This is a genomic window from Bariatricus sp. HCP28S3_F11 (genome assembly GCF_052065395.1).
In the GTDB taxonomy this organism is placed as follows: Bacteria; Bacillota; Clostridia; order Lachnospirales; family Lachnospiraceae; genus Allocoprococcus.
On record NZ_JBQHUC010000004.1, the window covers coordinates 86,369 to 106,258 of the forward strand.

The 19,890-nt window shown below is 49.1% G+C and carries 16 protein-coding genes and 1 pseudogene; 3 read left to right on the plus strand and 14 right to left on the minus strand.

Annotated features, from left to right (window positions below; genetic code table 11):
* Positions 1 to 43: 43 nt before the first annotated feature.
* The 3 genes from ACTNBR_RS03280 to ACTNBR_RS03290 form a co-directional block, all read right to left on the minus strand.
* Positions 44 to 376, minus strand: coding sequence for a plasmid mobilization protein (locus ACTNBR_RS03280; RefSeq protein WP_441016382.1), 333 nt, complete (start codon positions 374 to 376; stop codon positions 44 to 46).
* Complete coding sequence (locus tag ACTNBR_RS03285) at positions 376 to 7,215, minus strand: DEAD/DEAH box helicase family protein (protein ID WP_441016477.1); 6,840 nt, start codon at positions 7,213 to 7,215, stop codon at positions 376 to 378. Before ACTNBR_RS03285 ends, ACTNBR_RS03280 begins: the two co-directional genes overlap by 1 nt.
* A gap of 161 nt (positions 7,216 to 7,376) precedes the next feature.
* The gene (locus tag ACTNBR_RS03290) at positions 7,377 to 7,811 is read right to left on the minus strand and encodes a TnpV protein (RefSeq protein WP_441016385.1); all 435 of its coding nucleotides are present in this window, start codon (positions 7,809 to 7,811) and stop codon (positions 7,377 to 7,379) included.
* A gap of 28 nt (positions 7,812 to 7,839) precedes the next feature.
* On the opposite strand from ACTNBR_RS03290, the gene ACTNBR_RS03295 reads away from it, so the two are divergent.
* Positions 7,840 to 8,190 (plus strand): hypothetical protein, encoded by a 351-nt coding sequence (locus tag ACTNBR_RS03295; protein WP_441016388.1) that lies wholly within the window; start codon positions 7,840 to 7,842, stop codon positions 8,188 to 8,190.
* A 328-nt stretch (positions 8,191 to 8,518) separates the two neighbouring features.
* Here ACTNBR_RS03295 and ACTNBR_RS03300 read toward each other — a convergent pair whose 3' ends face one another.
* The 7 genes from ACTNBR_RS03300 to ACTNBR_RS03330 all read right to left on the minus strand — a co-directional run bounded on the left by ACTNBR_RS03300 (position 8,519) and on the right by ACTNBR_RS03330 (position 14,385).
* Positions 8,519 to 8,728 (minus strand): transposon-transfer assisting family protein, encoded by a 210-nt coding sequence (locus tag ACTNBR_RS03300; protein WP_441016391.1) that lies wholly within the window; start codon positions 8,726 to 8,728, stop codon positions 8,519 to 8,521.
* Positions 8,725 to 9,318 carry a YodL domain-containing protein gene (locus ACTNBR_RS03305; RefSeq protein WP_441016394.1) on the minus strand — a complete coding sequence of 198 codons (594 nt, stop codon included), beginning with the start codon at positions 9,316 to 9,318 and terminating at the stop codon, positions 8,725 to 8,727. The genes ACTNBR_RS03300 and ACTNBR_RS03305 overlap by 4 nt, the downstream gene beginning before the upstream one ends.
* An 11-nt stretch (positions 9,319 to 9,329) precedes the next feature.
* Entirely contained in the window at positions 9,330 to 10,175 is an 846-nt protein-coding gene (locus ACTNBR_RS03310) for an LPD16 domain-containing protein (protein ID WP_441016397.1), read from the minus strand.
* Complete coding sequence (locus ACTNBR_RS03315; RefSeq protein WP_441016400.1) at positions 10,172 to 12,247, minus strand: DNA topoisomerase 3; 2,076 nt, start codon at positions 12,245 to 12,247, stop codon at positions 10,172 to 10,174. Before ACTNBR_RS03315 ends, ACTNBR_RS03310 begins: the two co-directional genes overlap by 4 nt.
* 71 nt (positions 12,248 to 12,318) lie before the next feature.
* Positions 12,319 to 12,951, minus strand: coding sequence for a helix-turn-helix domain-containing protein (locus ACTNBR_RS03320; RefSeq protein WP_441016403.1), 633 nt, complete (start codon positions 12,949 to 12,951; stop codon positions 12,319 to 12,321).
* A gap of 239 nt (positions 12,952 to 13,190) precedes the next feature.
* Positions 13,191 to 14,267, minus strand: a complete 1,077-nt coding sequence (locus ACTNBR_RS03325; protein ID WP_441016406.1) for a CD1107 family mobile element protein — start codon at positions 14,265 to 14,267, stop codon at positions 13,191 to 13,193.
* Positions 14,257 to 14,385: a DUF4315 family protein gene (locus ACTNBR_RS03330; RefSeq protein WP_441016409.1), complete on the minus strand. Its 129-nt coding sequence runs from the start codon at positions 14,383 to 14,385 to the stop codon at positions 14,257 to 14,259. Before ACTNBR_RS03330 ends, ACTNBR_RS03325 begins: the two co-directional genes overlap by 11 nt.
* A gap of 95 nt (positions 14,386 to 14,480) precedes the next feature.
* On the opposite strand from ACTNBR_RS03330, the gene ACTNBR_RS03335 reads away from it, so the two are divergent.
* Together ACTNBR_RS03335 and ACTNBR_RS03340 are read left to right on the plus strand one after the other, a co-directional pair.
* Positions 14,481 to 14,822 carry a transposase gene (locus ACTNBR_RS03335; protein ID WP_278826224.1) on the plus strand — a complete coding sequence of 114 codons (342 nt, stop codon included), beginning with the start codon at positions 14,481 to 14,483 and terminating at the stop codon, positions 14,820 to 14,822.
* Positions 14,819 to 15,727 (plus strand): IS3 family transposase, encoded by a 909-nt coding sequence (locus ACTNBR_RS03340; RefSeq protein WP_441016412.1) that lies wholly within the window; start codon positions 14,819 to 14,821, stop codon positions 15,725 to 15,727. The genes ACTNBR_RS03335 and ACTNBR_RS03340 overlap by 4 nt, the downstream gene beginning before the upstream one ends.
* Positions 15,728 to 15,765: 38 nt before the next feature.
* Here ACTNBR_RS03340 and ACTNBR_RS03345 read toward each other — a convergent pair.
* From ACTNBR_RS03345 to ACTNBR_RS03360, 4 genes and pseudogenes are all read right to left on the minus strand, one after another.
* Positions 15,766 to 16,422, minus strand: a pseudogene (locus ACTNBR_RS03345) (VapE domain-containing protein); the annotation flags it as partial.
* Positions 16,391 to 17,035, minus strand: a complete 645-nt coding sequence (locus ACTNBR_RS03350; RefSeq protein ID WP_441016415.1) for a CHC2 zinc finger domain-containing protein — start codon at positions 17,033 to 17,035, stop codon at positions 16,391 to 16,393. The gene ACTNBR_RS03350 and the pseudogene ACTNBR_RS03345, both read right to left, overlap by 32 nt.
* Positions 17,036 to 17,101: 66 nt before the next feature.
* Positions 17,102 to 18,676, minus strand: coding sequence for a MobQ family relaxase (gene mobQ / locus ACTNBR_RS03355; RefSeq protein WP_025544159.1), 1,575 nt, complete (start codon positions 18,674 to 18,676; stop codon positions 17,102 to 17,104).
* 109 nt (positions 18,677 to 18,785) lie between these two features.
* Positions 18,786 to 19,634, minus strand: coding sequence for a MerR family transcriptional regulator (locus ACTNBR_RS03360; protein WP_054325003.1), 849 nt, complete (start codon positions 19,632 to 19,634; stop codon positions 18,786 to 18,788).
* Positions 19,635 to 19,890: the final 256 nt, after the last annotated feature.

A 19,890-nucleotide genomic window follows, 5' to 3' on the forward strand; every position in this document is an offset into this window, starting at 1 on the left:
TAAAGCCGCAGCCGAAACTGCGACTTCCCGACAAATTGTCGGATTACTGGATAGAGGACAGCCGGACAAGGACTTCTTTCATATCCGTCCAGATTTCTTCCAGACGTACTTGCAGGTCGTTGATGTCGGCTTCATAGATACTGCCGGTCTCATTGGCTCGTTTTGCGTACTGGTTCAGGTTGTTGGAGCAGATTCTCAGGAGCGAAACCAGATCTTTCACATCCTGCAAATCCAGATTGATGCAATAGCCGTCCAGAGCCATCTTGCGAAGATACGCACCCATGCTTCGGATGCCAAGTTCGTTCATCTTCTGATGGATTCTCTCGACTTCTTCTTTAGATGCAAGGAAATGAACATCCTGGTCTCGCCTTGCCATTACAACACCTCCTCGTGAGCTTCAGAGCGTTTTGCAGACGAGATATGCTCTGCTTTGGATTTCAGATCAGCCAGAACAGAAGGACGCTCTGTGCTTTTCTTTTCGGCACGGCTCTCCACCGTATCCTCCATATTGAGTGCCGCATCCAGCTCTGCCAATCGCTGACTTTTCGCCATCAGTTCCGCTTCCTGAGGGAACGGTTTTCCAAGTTCGCCCTTGGTCGCTTCCTGCTGATTGTAGAGATTGGTCAGCTGTTCATTGGCTCTTTCCAGCCTTTCAGGGATACCTGCAAGGGCATTATCCAGACGGGTGATGTTACCCCTCGCATCGGTGCCAAGGGGCACACGGTGGCTCATAGAGCCTTTCAGAACGATGTCATACTCGTGTCGGAAACTGTCGAAAGAAAGCTCCATCTGGAATCCCCGGTAGCTGCCCAGCGGAACTGGGTCAGCACTTTTTGTCTCCTTGCAGGCGGCAAGAATGATTTCACCGGCATCGGCTTTTTCCGCATAGTACTTGCCCATGATTTCCATACCACAGAATCCATCGGAGATCTGCGGATGTGCGTCCACGGTCTTGATGTCCGCTTCAAAGCCATGAATATAGCCTGTCTGCTTTTCAATCTCAGCCGGGAAGTATTTCAGGAGCTTATCCTCCATGCGGTACTGCTGGCTCTGGTGGTCAGCTTTCAGCACTTTCAGCCTTGCTACATCAATATCCAAGTCCATCTTTTCCTTGATGAGCGGATTACCGGCACATAATGCTTTGATCTCCGCATAGGAGAGTGCCTGCTCATCCACATCGTCACAGGAACGAACCGGAGATTTGGAGGTCATGATCTGGGAGATAAATTTCTGCTTATTCTCCAGGGTCTGATACAGATATGCGTCGAAGGTTCCCTCGGTCACATACTGATAGACCTGAACCTCTTTGTTTTGGTTGCCCTGACGGATGATTCGACCGTTTCTCTGGGTCATATCAGAGGGACGCCAGCCTACATCCAGATGATGCACAGCCACCAGTTTGTCCTGTACGTTGGTTCCTGCGCCCATTTTCTGCGTACTGCCAAGCAGCACACGCACCTGCCCGGTACGAACCTTTGCAAAAAGTTCTTTCTTTTTTGCTTCGGTATCCGCATCGTGAATAAAGGCAACTTCCTCGGCAGGTACACCGTTTGCGATCAACTTGGTTTTGATGTCGTCATAGACATTGAATGTGCCGTCATTTTTTGGTGTCGAAAGGTCGCAGAACAATAACTGTGTCAGCTTGTCTGCCTGACCTTCCTGCCAGATACGGAGGACATTTCCCACACAGGCATTGAGCTTGCTGTTCGGGTCATCCGGCAACAGCGGGTTCATCAGCCGCTGATCCAGCCCCAGCTTTCGCCCATCGCTGGTAATCTTCAGCATATTATCCACAGACGGATCAATGATACCGGCATGAACATCCGCAGCTCTTTCGGAAAGGGATGCAACCATATCCTTCTGATACTCAGAGGGCTGCACCACAACCGTCTCAAATTTCGCTTCGGGAACCGGAAGATGCAGCTGGTCAGAGGTCTTAATGTCGGCTACTTCCTTGAACATATTCATTAGTTCAGGAAGGTTGAAGAACTTGGCGAATCGGGTTCTGGCACGGTAGCCGGTTCCCTCCGGTGCAAGCTCAATCGCCGTCGTAGTCTCGCCAAAGGTGGATGCCCAGGAATCGAAATGGGTCAGGTTCTTTTTCTGGAGCGTACCGTACTGGAGATAGCGCATGACCGTGTAAAGCTCGGTCATAGAGTTACTGACCGGAGTGCCGGTAGCGAAGATAACGCCACGACCGCCGGTGATCTCGTCCATATAGCGGCATTTCATAAACATATCCGAAGATTTCTGGGCTTCGGAGGTGGAGAGACCTGCCACATTCCTCATTTTGGTGTAGAGGAACAGGTTTTTGAACGCATGGCTCTCGTCCACGAACAGCCGATCAACACCTAACTGCTCAAATGTGATGACATCATCCTTTCTGTCGGCGGCAAGAAGTTTATCCAGTCTGGCTTCCAGAGATTTTCTGGTTTTCTCCATCTGCTTGATGGTAAAATTCTCGCCACGCTGATATTTCAGTTCTGCGATTGCGCCCTCGATCTCATCAATCTGTTCCTGCAACTGCCGTTCCTGCCGCTCGGCAGACAGCGGAATCTTCTCAAACTGGCTGTGACCGATGATAACGGCATCATAGTCGCCGGTGGCAATACGGGCGCAGAACTTCTTCCGGTTTGCGGTTTCAAAATCTTTCTTCGTGGCAACAAGGAGCTTGGCACTCGGATAGAGGTGGAGGAACTCATTTGCCCACTGCAAGGTGAGGTGGTTCGGAACCACAAACATGGACTTCTGGCTCAGGCCAAGTCGTTTGCTTTCCATCGCTGACGCTGCCATTTCAAAGGTTTTGCCCGCACCAACTTCGTGTGCGAGCAGAGTATTTCCACCATAAAGCACATGAGCGATAGCGTTTCTCTGATGTTCACGGAGGGTAATATCCGGGTTCATACCGCCAAAACGGATATGGCTGCCATCATACTCACGGGGTCTGGTGGAGTTAAAAAGCTCATTGTACTTCGTAACCAGTGCTTCCCGGCGGCGGGGGTCTTTCCAAACCCAATCCTGAAACGCATCCTTGATTGCCTGCTGTTTCTGCTGTGCCAGAGTGGTTTCCTTTTTATTCAGGACACGCTTCTGCTTGCCATCTGCATCTTCAATGGTGTCATAGATACGAATATCTTTCAGGTTCAGCGTTTCTTCCAGAATCCGATAGGCATTGGCACGGTCTGTACCGTAGGTCACATACGCCGCCACATCATTGTAGCTGGGAGAGCTTTTTCCGTTGATACGCCACTCTGCGGTCATTTCGGAGAATTTCACCTCAATGGAACGGCGCAGGTAGTATGGGGTCTCAAAGGTTTCCTCCATGAACTGCTGAATATAGTCTGCATCAATCCATGTGGCACCCAGACGGACATCAATCTCAGACGCATCCAAATCCTTCGGCTGTGCCTTTTGCAGTGCCTCCACATTGATATTGAAAGCGGAATCACGGTTCGCCGCCATCTGTGCGATACGCAGCTTGCTTCTCACATCACCAGAAAGGTATTCGTCCGCAGTCTGCCAACCAGCTTCCACATCATCAGGAGCCATCGGGTCTTTGAAGATAACCCCACGCAGCTCTGTTTGAATGGCTTCATAGTCCTCAGGGGTTCCCAGGAGCTGTGCCATGAAAGGAAGATCAACTTTACCACGCTCACCAATAGAGATTGCCAGAGCTTCCGATGGGGTATCCACGCTGGTAACTCTGCGTTCCGGCTTGATCGTTCTCTTGGTGAACATATCCGCCTTGCTCTTTAAGTTGCCGTCCTCATCCACATTTTCCAGAGAACACAGAAGGTAATAGGAGGAATCATCAGAGAAAGCCTGCCCGTTTGCACGGTTGTTGATGAGACCGTTCTTTGCGGTAAAGGCATCGTAGGCTTCATTCAGCTCTGCCTGCTTCTGAGAAATCATCTCATCCGGGTAATCCTCCAACTGATATTCGATCAGCTCATTGACGATACCACGGAATTCCACCATGCCTTTCACACGGTCTTTTGCTTTTTCGTTCAGCTCCACATGGCGCATGATGGAGTTTTCACGGAAGTACACTTCACCGTCCACCACAGCATAGGAGAAGTTCTTTACATCCGGGGTTGCAGGAATGGTCTCGGCTTCTTTGCCCTTATCAGCTTCGGGAATCTCCACTGCCTGATAGGTTCCCTTGATATGGGAAACCGCTTCTTTCAGAAGATCGGACAGCTCCGCACCCGGAATCGGACGGACGGTAATATCATCCTTGCCGTAAGGGGTGCTTTCCAGAACCGTGTCGCCCAGAACCATTTCCGGGTGATCGACAAAGTAGCTGTTCATGGTGTGACCTTCTTCAGTGCGGTTCAGATGCACCCAATCAGGAACGATGTCGATCGTATGGTCACGCTTTTGCAGGAAGATGATGTCGGACACGACTTCTGTGCCTGCGTTCTTCTTAAAGGCATCGTTTGGCAGACGAATAGCACCAAGCAGTTCCGCCCTCTGTGCCAGATACCGCCTTGCATCCGAGTTCTTGGAATCCATGGTATAACGGCTTGTCACAAAAGCGACCACACCGCCGGGACGAACCTGATCCAGAGCTTTGGCGAAGAAATAGTTGTGGATGGAGAATCCCAACTTATCATAAGGCTTATCGGATACCTTGTAGTTACCGAAAGGTACATTGCCCACAGCCAAATCGTAGAAGTCTCTGCGGTCTGTCGTTTCAAAACCGGCGACTTTGATTTCTGCGTTGGGATAGAGCCTCTGCGCAATCCTGCCGGTGATGGAATCCAGCTCCACCCCGTACAGGCGGCTACTCTGCATCTCAGGGGGCAGCATACCGAAGAAGTTACCGATACCCATGGCGGGTTCCAGAATGTTGCCGGTCTCAAAGCCCATCTGTCCAACCGCATCGTAAATAGAGCGAATCACCGTGGGACTGGTATAGTGGGCGTTCAGCGTCGAAGCTCTTGCCGCAGCATATTCGTCCTCGGACAGCAGATTTTTCAGAGTGGTGTACTCCTGCGCCCAATTTCCCTTATCAGGGTCAAAGGCATCTGCCAGACCGCCCCAGCCGACATAATTCGACAAGATTTCCTGTTCTTCAGGAGTAGCGTTTCGGTTCTCACTCTCCAGCTGGAACAGTGTCTTGATGGCTTCCATATTTCTTGCGAACTTCTGCTTCGGTCCACCTTCACCGATGTGGTCATCCGTGATGTGGAAGTTCACCGCAGGAACAGGTGGAACTTCTCTGGTCGTAATGGACTGCTCAATCTGAGCGATGATGTCCATGACCTCAGGATTCTGCCAGCCGTCCACCTTGGTATAGTCCCGAACGATGGTGTCCTGACCGTCCTTGCAATGAATGAGGTCAAGACTGCCCGGTAACGGTCGCCCGGTATTCATTGCACCCAGAGCCTTTGCCTGGGTGGAAGGGAGGGCGTGATAGGCTCTCAGGGCATCTTCAAAGGAACTGTATTCCTTAATGTCCAGCGCACCACGCTTCTGGATGTCCTCTGCTACATAGAAGTGGTCAATGAAGTGTTCCTGCTGTACCGGTTCGGCAATGCCATAGACCTGTGCGTGTGCCTTTTCATCAGGATAGTCGCCATAGATACGGATGCACTTATGCTCCTGCTGATCGTAAACGGCAGCACCGTCATACTTGAATCCGTCATCCTCCATAGTTCCGTCTACATAGCCCTGGGCAGCCTTTTCTGCTTCTTCCAGAGTGTAGTAATCCAGTTTATCATCAAAGCCGTTTTCAAAGTGATGATAAGCGGCAACCAGATAACGACGTTCAGGCTGTGCTGTTTCGGCACTGTTTTCGCCCTGAATTTCCTCTGTAACGGAGTTTTCTTTGGTATAGGCATCACCCCTTACCGCATGGTTTCTCTCGTCCTGAGAAAGCATTTCCTCGAATCTGGAACGGTTCTCTGCACGGAAGATCGGATAAAGTAGAGAGGGGTCTCTCAGCTGCACTTCCCGGTCGGTGATCTGCTCCACAAGAAAAGCGGTGTCGTCCAGATAGACCGTATCGCCAACCTGATAATTCCACACCGGTGTTTCCTCAACCGGCTCTGCAATACTTTCTGCGGATTCTTCAGGCTGTACTGCTTCCATCGCCGCCACAGACTGACGGACTTCCTCCAGGTAGTCATTGGCAAGCCACTCATCGTCGAAGTATTCCGTAATGCCCTCATGGTCTAAATAGTAGGTTCCGGTCTGTTCGTCCCAGATGGCATACTCGCCATCCTCGGTATCAACCACAGCGAAACGCTCATAGACATCTTCCAGAGGATTTGTTTTGGCATCTTCGATTGCCTGCCGCTCGGCTTCTTCCTCAGGGGTAAGAAAGCGACCTTTTTTCATCAGAGCGTCGATTCTCTGTGCCACCTGTGTCCAGGACATCTGCACCTTATCGCAGCCGCTTTTGGTGTAGCGAACGCCCTTGGCATCGTGATCCTGACCGCTGTGGGTTGCACCGGAACATGCATGGGAATGACCGCCGGTTCCATATTCATGCTTCAGAAACTCGGCTTTGTCCTTAACAGAATGATTTTCCTGCCAGTATTCATAGATACGACCCTTTCCACCGGCGAAGCCGCTGCCACGGGTCAGGTCTGCATTGACCTCATCATCCGTAATAAACTGACGGACAAGGGGCATCTGCATCATATCAGTCTGATATTCCCTGAGAGGAGCATCCAGTTCATTCAACCGCTTTTCAATGCCATCCAGCTTGTGATAGTGGAAACGAAGCAGAGAATGATCGGCATCATGGGCAATCATAAACCCACGATACTCCTCTTTCATTGCCGCTACAAATTCAGGCTGATTGAGCTGTTCTGCCAGCCATGCGGTTTCTTCCGGAAAACCATTGCTGCGGATTTCCGACAAAGATGGGAAGAAGCCCATTTCCCTTGCTTCATCAGAGAGGTCATGGTAGAGATACCAAATGGACTGAGCCATCTTTTCACGCTCAAAGCCGGGAGCTTCCACCAATTCCACATTGGTAGCGTACTGCCCATTTTCCAGCAGCTCTCCAATCCGCTTTGCGGCATCCTCCCATGGAATGATCTGCGCCCTGGGGCTGTCAATGGCAGAGGAACCTTTGGCAAGATGAATCCCGTCCCCGGCATACCATGCGGAAATATTGCCGCTGTCCTCCTTCAGACCGAAACCGCCGTGATAAACCCGCTTCAGAGCCGGGACAATTTCTTCCACAGGTTTTTGCTTCATATACTCCAGAGCAACGATTTTCCGGGCATCATCGGTATTGCTGCCAAGCAGGAGGAGGTGGTCGATTTCTTCCTGAGAAAAAGAAAAAGCAGAGGGCTTTCGGCTCTCTGCTTCGTTGATAAAACTGATTTGTTCGTGTTCGGAGAGGAACAGGTTCAGACTCAGCTGTTGATAAGCTCCGTCATCACGATTTCCTCCGCCTGCGCTTTCAGGCTGCTCATGTGTCTTGTCCAGCCCAGCTGATCCGTCTCTTTCTCCGGTGCCGGGTTGTTCTTCAGGTACTGGTTCATCAAAAGTTCCACTCTGGCTTTCGCCGTCTCCTCGATCTCCCACAGGTGCGGGAACAGGCTCTCCGTCAGAATCATGTCGTTCAGGAGCATCGGATTGTTCTGCTCCAGAAACGCTCTGCGCATCCTGCCATATTTGCCCAAAGGTCTCGTTTCCTCGTTCTCCAGCCTGATGTTCGGGATTCTGTAATCCCCGGCCTGTCTGTAAATCATTTCGCTCATAATCTGCGCTCCTTTCAGCAGCTCTGTTCTGCTCGTATTCACCAATCGCTTTCTCGATCTCCTGAAACATCCGTGAACTGATTGCATTGACTGCCGTGCCGAGGGTGTTTACCGTTTGGCGGGTGTTAAAATCAAAGACATTCAGGAAGTCCTCATGCTCGAAGTAGTTGTCAGGGTTCTCAACCAGTCGGCAGTACATCGCATAGGATACGCTGTTTGCAACCGCTCTCTTGAAAGCCACTTCGATGTTAAGTTCATCATACTCCTCAAGGAAGCTATTGGCAACGATGTCGAGGATCGGCTTCTTGTAGTCCTCCCAATACTCCGCAGAAAGAGACAGTGCAATGTCCTCCAGCTGCGCCTCCAACAGTCCATCTGCGAAAATACCAAAGGAACGCTCCATAGCTTCCATCACATACGCACGGTTTTCCTCTGTGACTTCCCACGGTTTCAGTTCAGGGGATGAACGGCGGACACCAGTATCAGCCACATCGAATACATACCGCAGATAGGGCTTATCCCTGTTGGTCACAAACAGTGCGATGCCGGTGGAACCTCGTCTGACATATCTGCGGTACTTCTCGTCGTTCCACTCGTCATAAGGCTTGCAGAAGGTGGCATTGGGGCGCTGGGCATAAATCATCACCTGTTCCGGATAAGTGAACTCATAGTTTCGGGACATCGTTACCAGAAAGGAAGTCCAGTTATCCTTGTTCGACGTGATTTTTCCGATAGTCTCTCTTGCCAACCCGGAATAAAATCGCTCTTTTGCGTTCATCATTTCCCTCCAATCCTTAAAGATCAGGATAAAGATTCAGCCTATCAAAAGTCTCGTCATCCATACCGGACAACTTATTGAGAACAGAATCAGCCAGGGCACAAAGCTCGGCTTCCTCCTTGGAAAGCTGCTCCTTCATCTGTATGAGTGCTTCGCACAGCCCCGACTTTGTGCCGGGGCTGTATAGCATCATCAAGTTCCGTTCATCTTGTGTGAAATTCATCATTCCATATCCCTTTCCGGGTGGCTTCTGGGTGGTTTGTGGGGTGTATCGAAAAACGACATTTCTTTCAGCTGTTCCAACACGGAAGGGCGTTCTTCCGCAGCGGGAGCCTTCCCGTTGTTAATGATGCCATCCAACATCCCATAATCGTCCTCCATAGCCATCTCTGCATTTTTCAGATAGTTTTCGGGTTTCATAAAGTTCTGAAGCTCCACGAAACCGAAGGCATCAACGTAATAACAGGATACTTCACCGGCAACCTTGAGCGCCACGATGTCGCTGACCGACATACTGTGACCACGGAAGTCCTCCGGGTGGTCAATATTGAACCTGGTATAAAGAGCTTCCAGCTGCTCGGCAGCACCGGCGGACTGCTCAATCGGACCATTGTAAACCACCTCATAATGGTCAATGGTCGGCTGATTTTCCAGCTTCTGAATGTGCCAATACGGCATGAAGCGAAACTCGTCGGTCTCGTCAATGTGTTTCAGCTGAAGGATTGCGTAAGAGTCCGTGGAACTTTCCAGAAACGCTACCATTCTGTCATCGGAAGTGGTATTTCCATGAATATCATCCCATTTTTCAATTTTCATAGGCGACCTCCTTATCGTTGCGGTTCCTTGTGCTTATGCGAGGGCGTTGCAGGGGCAGTCTTTTCTGCCGCCTGTGCCAGCTTTTCCATGACCGACTCACGCTTGGGCGGGCTAATCTTATCCAGCTGACTTCTCAGCACCTTGGCAATCTCTACAGCAGTTTCCTCACGGGACTCCGCAATGGCCGTATCCAGAAACTCACGGTATGGTGCAGTATTGCCGGCGGCAAGGTCTGTCTTGATTTTCTGGATATGCGCCTGCACATCATCGACCTGATCCATATATTCATAGGGGTCGAAGTTCTCGGCAAAACGGTCGAGTTTGAACGCAAGCTCTGCAACAGGGTCGTTCACCACAACCGCCTGCCTGCCAACCTCAAAAGCCTGTTCCATCACATCTTCATAGACCATGGCACAAAGCTCCCTGTGTTCCAGACCAAAGGATTCCAGAATTTCTTTTCTGGCTTCGATCATAGTTAAATCCGGGTTATCCAGCTGGCCGCCATCTATCTCGTTGTAGTTCTCATCCAACAGAGTGTAATCGTAGCCATCCTCACAGGTCTGCACCGCCAGGATTCTGTCACGCCCAACTTTCCATGCTGCTTCATCACCCATGATTTCAGGCTCTGCCATATAGGTTGCACCGTTGCGCTCCATGATTTCTGCGAACTGGCAGATGTGGAACACATTGTAGCCAACCTGGGTATGGTACTCGTCGATGAATTTGCAGGGTTTCACGACAGTTTCATCGGGATAGTGAATCTGGACACAGCCACCGTCAGGAATACGAAACAAGTCCTTATAGTGGCTGTCAATAAATCGGATGTCCTTGCCGTCCGGGTTATACTCATTCCTCATTTGCGTTTTCCTCCGTTATCAAATTCCATGTTAAACCTGGTCTTTCCGTCCTCGAATACCTCCATATAGACCGTGGCATCAAAGGTGTTTCCGGTCTTAGCTGATTTACAGCCTTTCAGCTTGATTTTCCCAGAGCCAAGCAGTTTCTGTGCCGTGGCACTGGTCATGCTCTTGCCGATACTCTCGAAGTAGCGGTTGTTCTTCCAGAGGGCGAACTTGCAGCTCCGGTTGGAACAGAAAAATGCTTTCGCCTTTTCTTCTACCGAACTGCCGCAGACAGGGCATTTCCCCACGGCATTGCTTTCCTTTGACATCAGAACTTCAGAGTCCCGAATGACCTCGTAATTCTGAATCAAACCGGCAATCACATTTTTGATCTCATCCATAAAATCCTCGCTGGCGTATTCGCCTTTCTCGATGAGCAACAGTTTTTCCTCCCAATCTGCTGTCATAGACGGGGACTGAATCTGTTCGGGCATGACTGTTACCAGAGCTGTTCCCTTGTGGGTCGGAATCAGATGCTTGGTTTTCTTATCGCCTTTCCGTTCCAGAAAACCAATGCGAACCAGTTTTTCGATGATACCGGCACGGGTTGCAGGGGTTCCCAGACCTTTGCGTTCCACCTCATCAGGCATCTCGTCCGCCCCGGCAGTTTCCATGCTCTGCAGGAGCGTATCTTCGGTGTAGTGCTTCGGAGGAGAGGTTTTTCCCTCCTTAATCTCCGTGCTGATAACAGCTATTTCATCGCCAACGGAAATGGAAGGAAGCGCCTGTTCCTTCTCGTCAGATTTTGTCGAATCACTTTTTCTGGCAAGTGCTTTCCATCCGTCATGCAGGATGATTTTTCCCTTGGCAGAGAACGCTGTGCCACCGCAGTCCAGTTCAATGACTGTTTCTGCGTATCGGTGTAGATCTCCCACAGCCACGAAAAGGCGGGTGGAAATCAGCTGCAAAATTGCAAGCTCGCCCTTAGGAAGCTCATTCAGATTGCATTTTTGCAATTCTCTGGTAGGGATAATGGCATGGTGGTCTGTGACCTTTTTGTTATTCACAACCTGCTCTGCATAAACGGGTACATTATCCACACCATCTACGGGGAATGTGTGGAAAGCCAGATTTACGAGATCTGGCAGATTGTGTGCCATATCGTCTGTCAGGTATCTGCTGTCGGTTCGGGGATAAGTGACCAGTTTCTTTTCATAGAGATTCTGGGTGTAATCCAAGGTCTGCTGTGCCGTATAGCCCAGCACACGGTTGGCATCTCTCTGCAAACTGGTCAGATCATAGAGCGCAGGCGGCTTTTCACTTTTCTCCTTGCGTTCGGCCTTTGTGACCACAGCGGCAGAGCAATCTCTGCTGACTGCTTCGGCATCCGACTTCTTTTTGAAGCGTTCACTTACTGCCGTAAATCCACCCAGATCAATCTGAACCGTGTAAAAGGGTTCCGGTTTGAAAGCGGCAATGGCAGCTTCACGCATGACTGCCATTGCAAGGGTGGGAGTCATGACTCGACCAACATTCAGGGTCTGCCCACAAAGGGTCGAAAAAAGTCGAGTAGCGTTAATACCAACAATCCAGTCGGCTCGCTCTCGACACAGGGCTGCTTCATACAAAGCATCGTATTCAGTTCCGGGCTTGAGATTTTCAAAGCCCTCCATGATTGCGGAATCCTCCATTGAGGAGATCCACAGGCGTTCAAAGGGTTTCTTGCAGTGGCACTGATGATAGACCAGACGGAAGATCAATTCACCCTCACGACCGGCATCCGTTGCACACACAAGGCTTACAACATCATCTCTGGCCATGAGCTTTTTTAGAATACCGAACTGCTTTCGGGTTCCTGCGGACACTTCATACTTCCAGTCATCGGGAAGAATAGGCAGGTCGCCATACGTCCACTTTCCATATCGTTCATCATAGGCTTCAGGCTGTGCCAGTTCTACCAGATGACCGACACACCAGCTGACGATGTAACCGTTACCCTCCAGGTATCCGTCCTGACGGTTGGTTACGCCCAGTACTTTTGCAAGGCTCTGAGCGACTGAGGGTTTCTCAGCCAATACTAATTTCATTTGCATCTGCTCCTTTCTCAAAAAAATAAGCAGCCACACACCGTAGTGCATGACTGCTATGTATTGAACCTTTATTCTTTTGGTAAATAACTCTTGTCGATTGAAAGATTAACGCAAGTTGCCGCCGCAATATATATCGCCAAAATAATAACCTCTAAAACTAAAACATTATACGGACGAGGGTAGAATCTTGCTGCAACACTTACAATAAATCTAATCGGGAAATAAAGCCCCAACCATGCAGAAATTTTATAGAACTTTTTGCGGAAGTTCTTTGTTTTCTCCGTGGCACTGGATGCTTTCTTTTGATACGCATATTCAAAGCCACCGATTGCTGCGACAAAAGGCAAGAAACTCAAAAATCCAAAAAACACATTTTGAAGAATCACAGTCGTCATAAACTGTATCAGCAACACCATCACTTCAAGTGTCACTAAATAAACCATGATTTGTCCAAGGTTATCATTCTGTACCTCTTTCACTTTAGGCAAATCATTGTCACTCTGATAATCATCGTTCAACAAGTAGTCGGTTGTAACACCAAACGACTTGCTAAGTTGAAGAATATTATTGGCATCGGGCATTGCAGTTCCCGACTCCCAACGAGAGATAGCCTGTCTTGAAACATCCAACTTTTCAGCCAGATCTTCCTGAGACATTCCATTGGACTTTCTCAGCCCGATAATCTTATCTGAAAGTTTCATATGAAATCCTCCTTTGCTTTGGTGATTTCATTGTATCTAAAATCACGATATTCCACCACCACATTGGCTTTACATATCCGCAACAAGAGTTTACATTGCTGATTTTCTTTGTTTTGGATTACCGCTTGATGATATTAACACGATTATATCATATATCTTATCCTTTGTTGTAACAGATTTATGACTTTGCTATGTAAAGGCAATCCGAAGATTGCCCCAGGCATCATGCCTGTTCGCTATTATACAGGTTCATTATCCTCATCATCTACGATGAAGTCAGCGTCATCGTCATCTTCCTCGACATAGCCGTAGTCCTCGTCATCGTCAACGTAGTCCGCATCAGGGTCAGGCTTCGCAGCTTCTTTTTCCTTTTTCTTGCCCTGCATCTTCTTAAAGACGAAGAAACCACCGCCGCCGATCAGAGCCACAACAAGCAGAACCACAGGAATCATATTGGTCTTAGGCTTCTCCTCAGGCGCAGTCTCTGTGACCTCAGGCTCCGGTTCCGTCTCGGTCGGTTCTGGAGTGGTCTCAACCACAGGCTCGGTGTACTTGGCAGCTTCTTCCTCGCTCATCAGCATCAGAAGGTCGGCTTCGTCCACCTGATTCAAGAAGTGAACCGTCTCGTTTCCTTCATCGTCACGGTCGATGATGATATAAAAGTAGTTACCGTTCTTTGTTACCGCTGTAATGAACTGTTTACCGATTTTATCAGGAGAGCCGACATCATCAACCAGTGTCAGATTACCATCGGGAGTGAGGGCAGGTTCACTGATGTCTGCGCCGGTGTCCATGTTCTGCATGAACATACTCATGAACATCATAAGCAGCGCCATATCCATTTCGCTGTTCTGCTCGGCTTCCTCAATCAGCTCCAGATAGTCGCTATGGACATAGCCATTCTTTTCAGGAACTGTGATCTGATACCAGTCGCCATCAACACCGATCACCTTTACTTCTTCGCCGGGGCGAAGCTGATCGATGATCTCATAATCCATGCCTGCACCGGTACGCACATTCAGACGGGAACCGTTCGTGACCACCTTGCCGGTACCCATGCCATCGTCCTCGGTTTCCCCGGTATCATACTTCCAGTCCTCGCCGTTAAAGGAGAATACCACCGTACCATCTTCATCCACAGATACGCTGTACGGTACTTCTTCCGTTTCCTGCTCCGTGGTTTCCGCAGGGGCAGTTTCCACGGTTTCGGCACTGGAAGCCGCTGTCTCATCCGTATAGGCGAGAGCGGTTGTCGAAAACACGCTCATGCAAAGCACAGCCGCCAGAAAAGCGGCACACAGTCTTTTAATCTTCATTCTGCATCTCCTCCTCGTTCATAGCGTTGATTGTCTCAGGCTTCGGAGCCATATCCGCAGCAAACATACGGAGCAGCTCAGAAAGCTGGTCAGGGGTCAGGTTCGCAGCGTGAACCATTTCATGGATTTCGGAGTTTGATGTTGTATAAATAAAGTTGACACCTTATTCTCAAAGAATTCATGTATAATAAAGAGAATAAGGAGGAACTCTCAATGTCACGTACCCAACGTAAATACGACCACGAATATAAGGTCCAGGCTGTCAAACTTGCCAGAGAAATCGGCGGTGCTAAGGCAGCCAAAGAATTAGGTATTCCAGAAGGAACCATCCATACATGGCTGAAAGCAGTTAGAGCCGGCACATTGGATATTGGCGACGGTGCACATACTCCAGATAGTGCAATGAGCCTCGCTGAGGAACTTGCTATGCTCCGCAAACGCGTTAAGGATCAGGATAAAGAAATCCGTCGTCTGAAAGAGGAAAATGAATTTCTCGAGGAAGCAAGTGCTTTTTTCGCAGCCAGCCGTCGGAAGTCAGCAAGAACCAAAGAATGATGTTTATTGCCATAAAAACGGAAGACGGCGCAATTAAGGGAAAACTCTCATTCTATTGCCGGATGCTTGGTGTCAGCCGCCAGGGGTTCTACAAATATCTTGCTCATAAAGACCGGCCCTGGAAATATCAGGATCTCGCTGATGCTATAAGAGCAATCCATACGGAGGATGAATACAATGATACCTATGGGCGTATTCGCATGTATCAGGCACTTCTCCTTAAGAAACCGGAAGGACTCAAGATTCCTAGTGAGCGAACCGTCTACAGAGTCATGGATGAAATAGGCCTTAGTCATCGACCAAAACGTAAGCCGAATGGTATTACCAAGGCGGATCGGGAAGCTCGTAAGTCAGAGGATCTTCTGAAGCGAGATTTCAAATCCGATAAGCCACTTGAAAAATGTGTAACTGACATCACCGAAATCAAGGCTAAAGATGGAAAATTATATGTTTCAGCTATCTTTGACTGCTTTGATTCCAGTGTCCTTGGTCTGGCAATGGAAAGCAACATGAAAGCAACTTTGTGCGAGCATACCCTGGATAATGCCTATCTGGCATATCCTGATCTGCGAGGGGCTATTGTACACTCTGACAGAGGAACACAATATACCAGTGAAACCTATCGTAAGGCTCTGGCAAAATACGGTATTATTCAAAGCATGAACAGTGCTGGTGGCAGGTGCCACGATAATGCCCGATGCGAAAGCATGTGGGCCAGAATGAAAAGCGAGCTTCTCTATGACCGCTACAATACGGAGACTATGACCACAGAGGAACTGAAGGTTCTCATTTGGAGATATTTCATCAGTTACTGGAATAACAGGAGGATCTGCTCTGCTAACGGTGGGCTTCCTCCGATGATCAAGCGCCAGAGATACTACGAATCTCTGGGACTGGCTGCATAGGCAGTGATATCTTTGAGATAAATGTGTCAACCAATATTGACAATATCAGACATTTCAATTATCCAGTGACCTTGCAGCTTGCGGTACACGTTATCATCGTCCAGCTTCCGCAAATCATCGGAAAACCACTCGTCCCGGACTGCCAGCAGCCGGAAGAAGGTGGATTTGCCAGCCCCCTGACCGCCTACCAGACACAGCATGATTTCAAACTTGCTTCCGGGCTTAAATGCCCTTGTAATCGCCCCCAGCATGAACAGCTTCAAGGCTTCATAGGTGTAATCGTCCACATCAGCTCCCAGAAAGTGCCGCAGACAGAAGCGGATGCGCTCAGTCCCGTCCCATGCAAGGCTGTTCAGAAAATCCCGGATGGGGTGGTACTTATTCTCATTCGCCACAATCCCGATGGCGGTTTCAATCTTTTTCTCACTGGTAAGCCCGTAGGTTTCCTCCAGATAGAGAAGCAGATACTTCATGTCCGTATCGGTCAGGGCTGTGCTTTCTCTGTGAAAACCGATGGGCTTTATGATGTCCTTGCGGTCGGTCAGGATGTTGTAGGCGATTGCCCCGGCAAGCACAGGGTCACGCTGGAATACGGTCAGGCAGTTCCGTATGCTCTGGCGGACGCCGCCTTTCTCGGTGGTTTCCAGAGTTGCCTTTACTTCCTCAACGCTCTGGGGCGGCTGCATGGCGTTCATGGTGTTTTTTAGTTCTTGCTGCGTCTGCGGCTGCAAGCTCTGCCATTCGCTGTTCAAGCTGTATCACATCCTTTCCGTAGTCCATAATCAAAACCGCTTTTTCCTCTGTCTCCCCGAACAGCAGCACATCCAGCAGATATTCCACATGGGCTTGCTTCTGCAAGGCTTCCACGAACCGGGGATGAAACGCTTCCTCCGGGGAGTGCGGGGCATAGTCGGTTTTCCATACCCGTAAGAGGTGTAGATAATCGGCAAGGACACGGAAGCAATGTGCCTTTGCTTCCCGGAACTGTTCTTCCGGGGATTTCTGCCGGGGCTTGGGCTTCCTTGCCCTGCCCGGTGGCTTCCAGTCCTCATAGGCAAGCCCGAAGTCACTCGCCAACTGTGCGGCGGTTTCCTTTTTCCCCAGCCCGTACAGGGCAGCTACAAAATCAATCACATCCCCATCTGCACCACATCCGAAGCAGTGGAAACGCTTGTCCAGCTTCATGCTGGGGGTCTTATCGTTGTGGAACGGGCAGCAAGCCATCCCGTTTCTGTTTACCCGGATTCCGTAATGCTCCGCAGCCTGTCTTGTCGTAACGGACTGCTTCACAGCTTCAAATACATTCAAATCAATTCCTCCTTGTAAAAAAGAAAAGGCACTTATCATTCTCAATCTGAAAATGGCAAGTGCCTGTTAAAGTTCCATATCCTGTTGTTTGTGTTTCGTCTGCGCCGGGGCGTTTTTCTGTGCTTTCTTCTCGTCAGCCTTATCCTGCAAGACTTCTTTGAGGGGCTGCTTCTTGGGCGGCTCTTTGCTTTCCTCTGTGCCGGGTGTGGCTTTCCGTACCCAGTAGCGGATGTCCCGCAGCTTCTTCAAATCTTCCTGCACCTCGGTCAACGGTACTTTCAAGTCTGCGATTTCGCCCACAAGCTTCGCCTGTTCCTGCAAAAGCTCCTTTTTCGTGCTGTCCTTATCATCCGGGTGCTTGGCAAGGTAGGCACTGGCTTTCTCAAACCGGGCAACCTCCGGGTGTTCCAGCTTGAATTTTTCCTTAGTTTTCTTGAAAAATATCTTCTGGTATTTCTCATAAACGGGCTTACATTCCTTACAGTCCGTCCGGGCGGCAAGGATAGCGTCAATCACGTTGCTGCGGGTTTCCTTTGGCTTCATCTGCTTTCGGTAGTCGGCGGCAGATTTCCCGGACGTTTCTATAAAGTTTTCCAAATCCTCCACGGTGGAAAGTCCCTTTCTCTGAAGATAGGACAGGGCTTCGCTGACTGCCTTTAAGTCTTTGGAAGTTCCACGGTTTTGTCCCGCCCGTGTCCAGTCGCTCCGTTCTGCCTTTCGTACCTCCATGTACTTCATCAACAGATTGGGAAGAAATACCGCTTCCTCCGCAGCTTTTTCCGCAAGCAGTTCTTTTCGTTTTTCACTAAGCTCGATAATCCAGCCTTTGAGATTTTTAATAAGCTGCCGGATAGACTTCATCAGGCTGTTGGCGGCTTTGATTTCCCGGTTCAGATTTCCGATGTTGGTCTGAATCCCTCGCTTTTCCATCTGCCGGACAGCAGCACCCTCATGGACGGTAGGGATAATATCAAGCCCCTGTCTTTCATAAGAACGGAGATCCACCCGCTCCGGGCGGTTGTTGGCTTCCAGATAGCGGTTCTGGATGATCTCCCATTCATGCCGCCAGATTTCACAATACTTGCGGTCGTTCCAGTCAACCGTATCTTCCTTGTGACTTTTCCATCTGCCGGACGGAAGTTTTATCCGTTCCCCGTTCTCGTCAAGGTCATAAACCTTGCGGCTCTTGGGAAGCCATTTCCCATGTTCATCCATTGCCCGCATAGTCAGCATGACATGAGCGTGAGGGTTTCCGTCCCCTTTGTCATGGATGGCAAAATCCACGCACATTCCTTTGGAAACAAACTGCTGATTGCAGAAATCCCGGACAAGGGCGGCGTACTGGTCGGGCGGTATCTCTCTGGGAATGGAAAGCACCCACCGCCTTGCAAGCTGGGAGTTCCATTGCTTCTCAACAGCTTCGGCGGCGTTCCATAAGGTATTGCGGTCTGCATACTCTGGCGGGGCATTTGCCGGGAGCAGGATTTCATTATGGACGATACCACGCTTTTCTGGGTAGTGCTTCACTTGCTGGTCGTATTCACAGAACAGCTTTTCGCCGCTTTGGTAAGCAGCGGCGGCAACAGCAGACTGGCGGTTGCTACGCTGGACGATGGAGATTTGATTGTGTGGACAGGGCATTTAGTGTTCCTCCTTTCCGATTTTAGGTATAAAAAAAGCAGGAGACCTTTTTCAGATTTCCTGCTTGGTGTGCCGCTGGGGGCGGCGGGTATTTAGTTAAAATTCAAGATTACTTAACTTTATAATAGTTTTCTATTGCCTGTGCAAAGAAATCAGAAGCCCCTTCACCGTATTTTTCGTCTATCATTGGTTTGATTTGTTCATTGCGGTAATACTGCGCCTGTGCCATCATAAAGCCTTTTTCTTCTTTTATCTGGGCAAGCTGTTTCATAACAAAGCCATATTCTCCAACAAGCTCTTTTACTTCAAAAGAATCTATGTCACAATTCTGTTTTGCAATCAGTTTTTGCAAAATCGCTTCTATCCGTTTGTTATAGCTTTCTGCAACTTCTTTGCTGACGGGAGTTCGGGCAACAGACAGAAACTTGTCCTTTCCACCATACCATTCAACTACCTTTGCATAGCCTTTCTGCATTTCTTCCGAAGATACGACTTCCATATAATGCTTTTTCCATTGTTCAATGCTACCAAATTCTTTAATTGCAATGTTTCTCATATTCTCCGGCATATGCTCAAGCATGGTTTGGAACATTTCTTCTACTTCTGTTTTGGTAAAAATTGTAAAATCCATTTTGTTCTCTCCTTTCAGAATGTCATCAATGCTGGCAATCAGACGTTCCATTCGTTCTTTCTTTGTTACCAACATTTTTCGCTGTACTTGTAGAATCTGATTTCTTTCAAGAGCCGGATTGTCCAAAACAGCTTTGATTTCTTTCAAGGAGATATCAAACTCACGGAAAAATAAAATCTGTTGTAATGTTTCCAGTGCCTTATCGTCATAAAGCCGGTATCCCGCATCACTTTTTTCTGTTGGCTTTAACAACCCGATTTCATCATAATAGTGAAGCGTGCGAACGCTGATACCTGTTAAATCTGATATTTCTTTTACTGTCCTCATAGCTGCTGACCTCCTGTTCCTGATAAGGTAACTTTAATCTATGACGTTCCGTGAGAGTCAATAGGCATTTTCATTTTTTAGTATAACATTTTTCATTTCTTCTCAAAAGACAGAAAACTGATTCTGTAAAACTTGTCGGCTGGGAACAGCTTGCAACGCAAGGTGTCCCCAGATGGCAAGTCCACAAAAGGGTAGCTGGCGAAAGCCAGCGCAGGGGAAGTGTAGCGTCCCCTGTTTGATTTGGAGCAGACCGTGG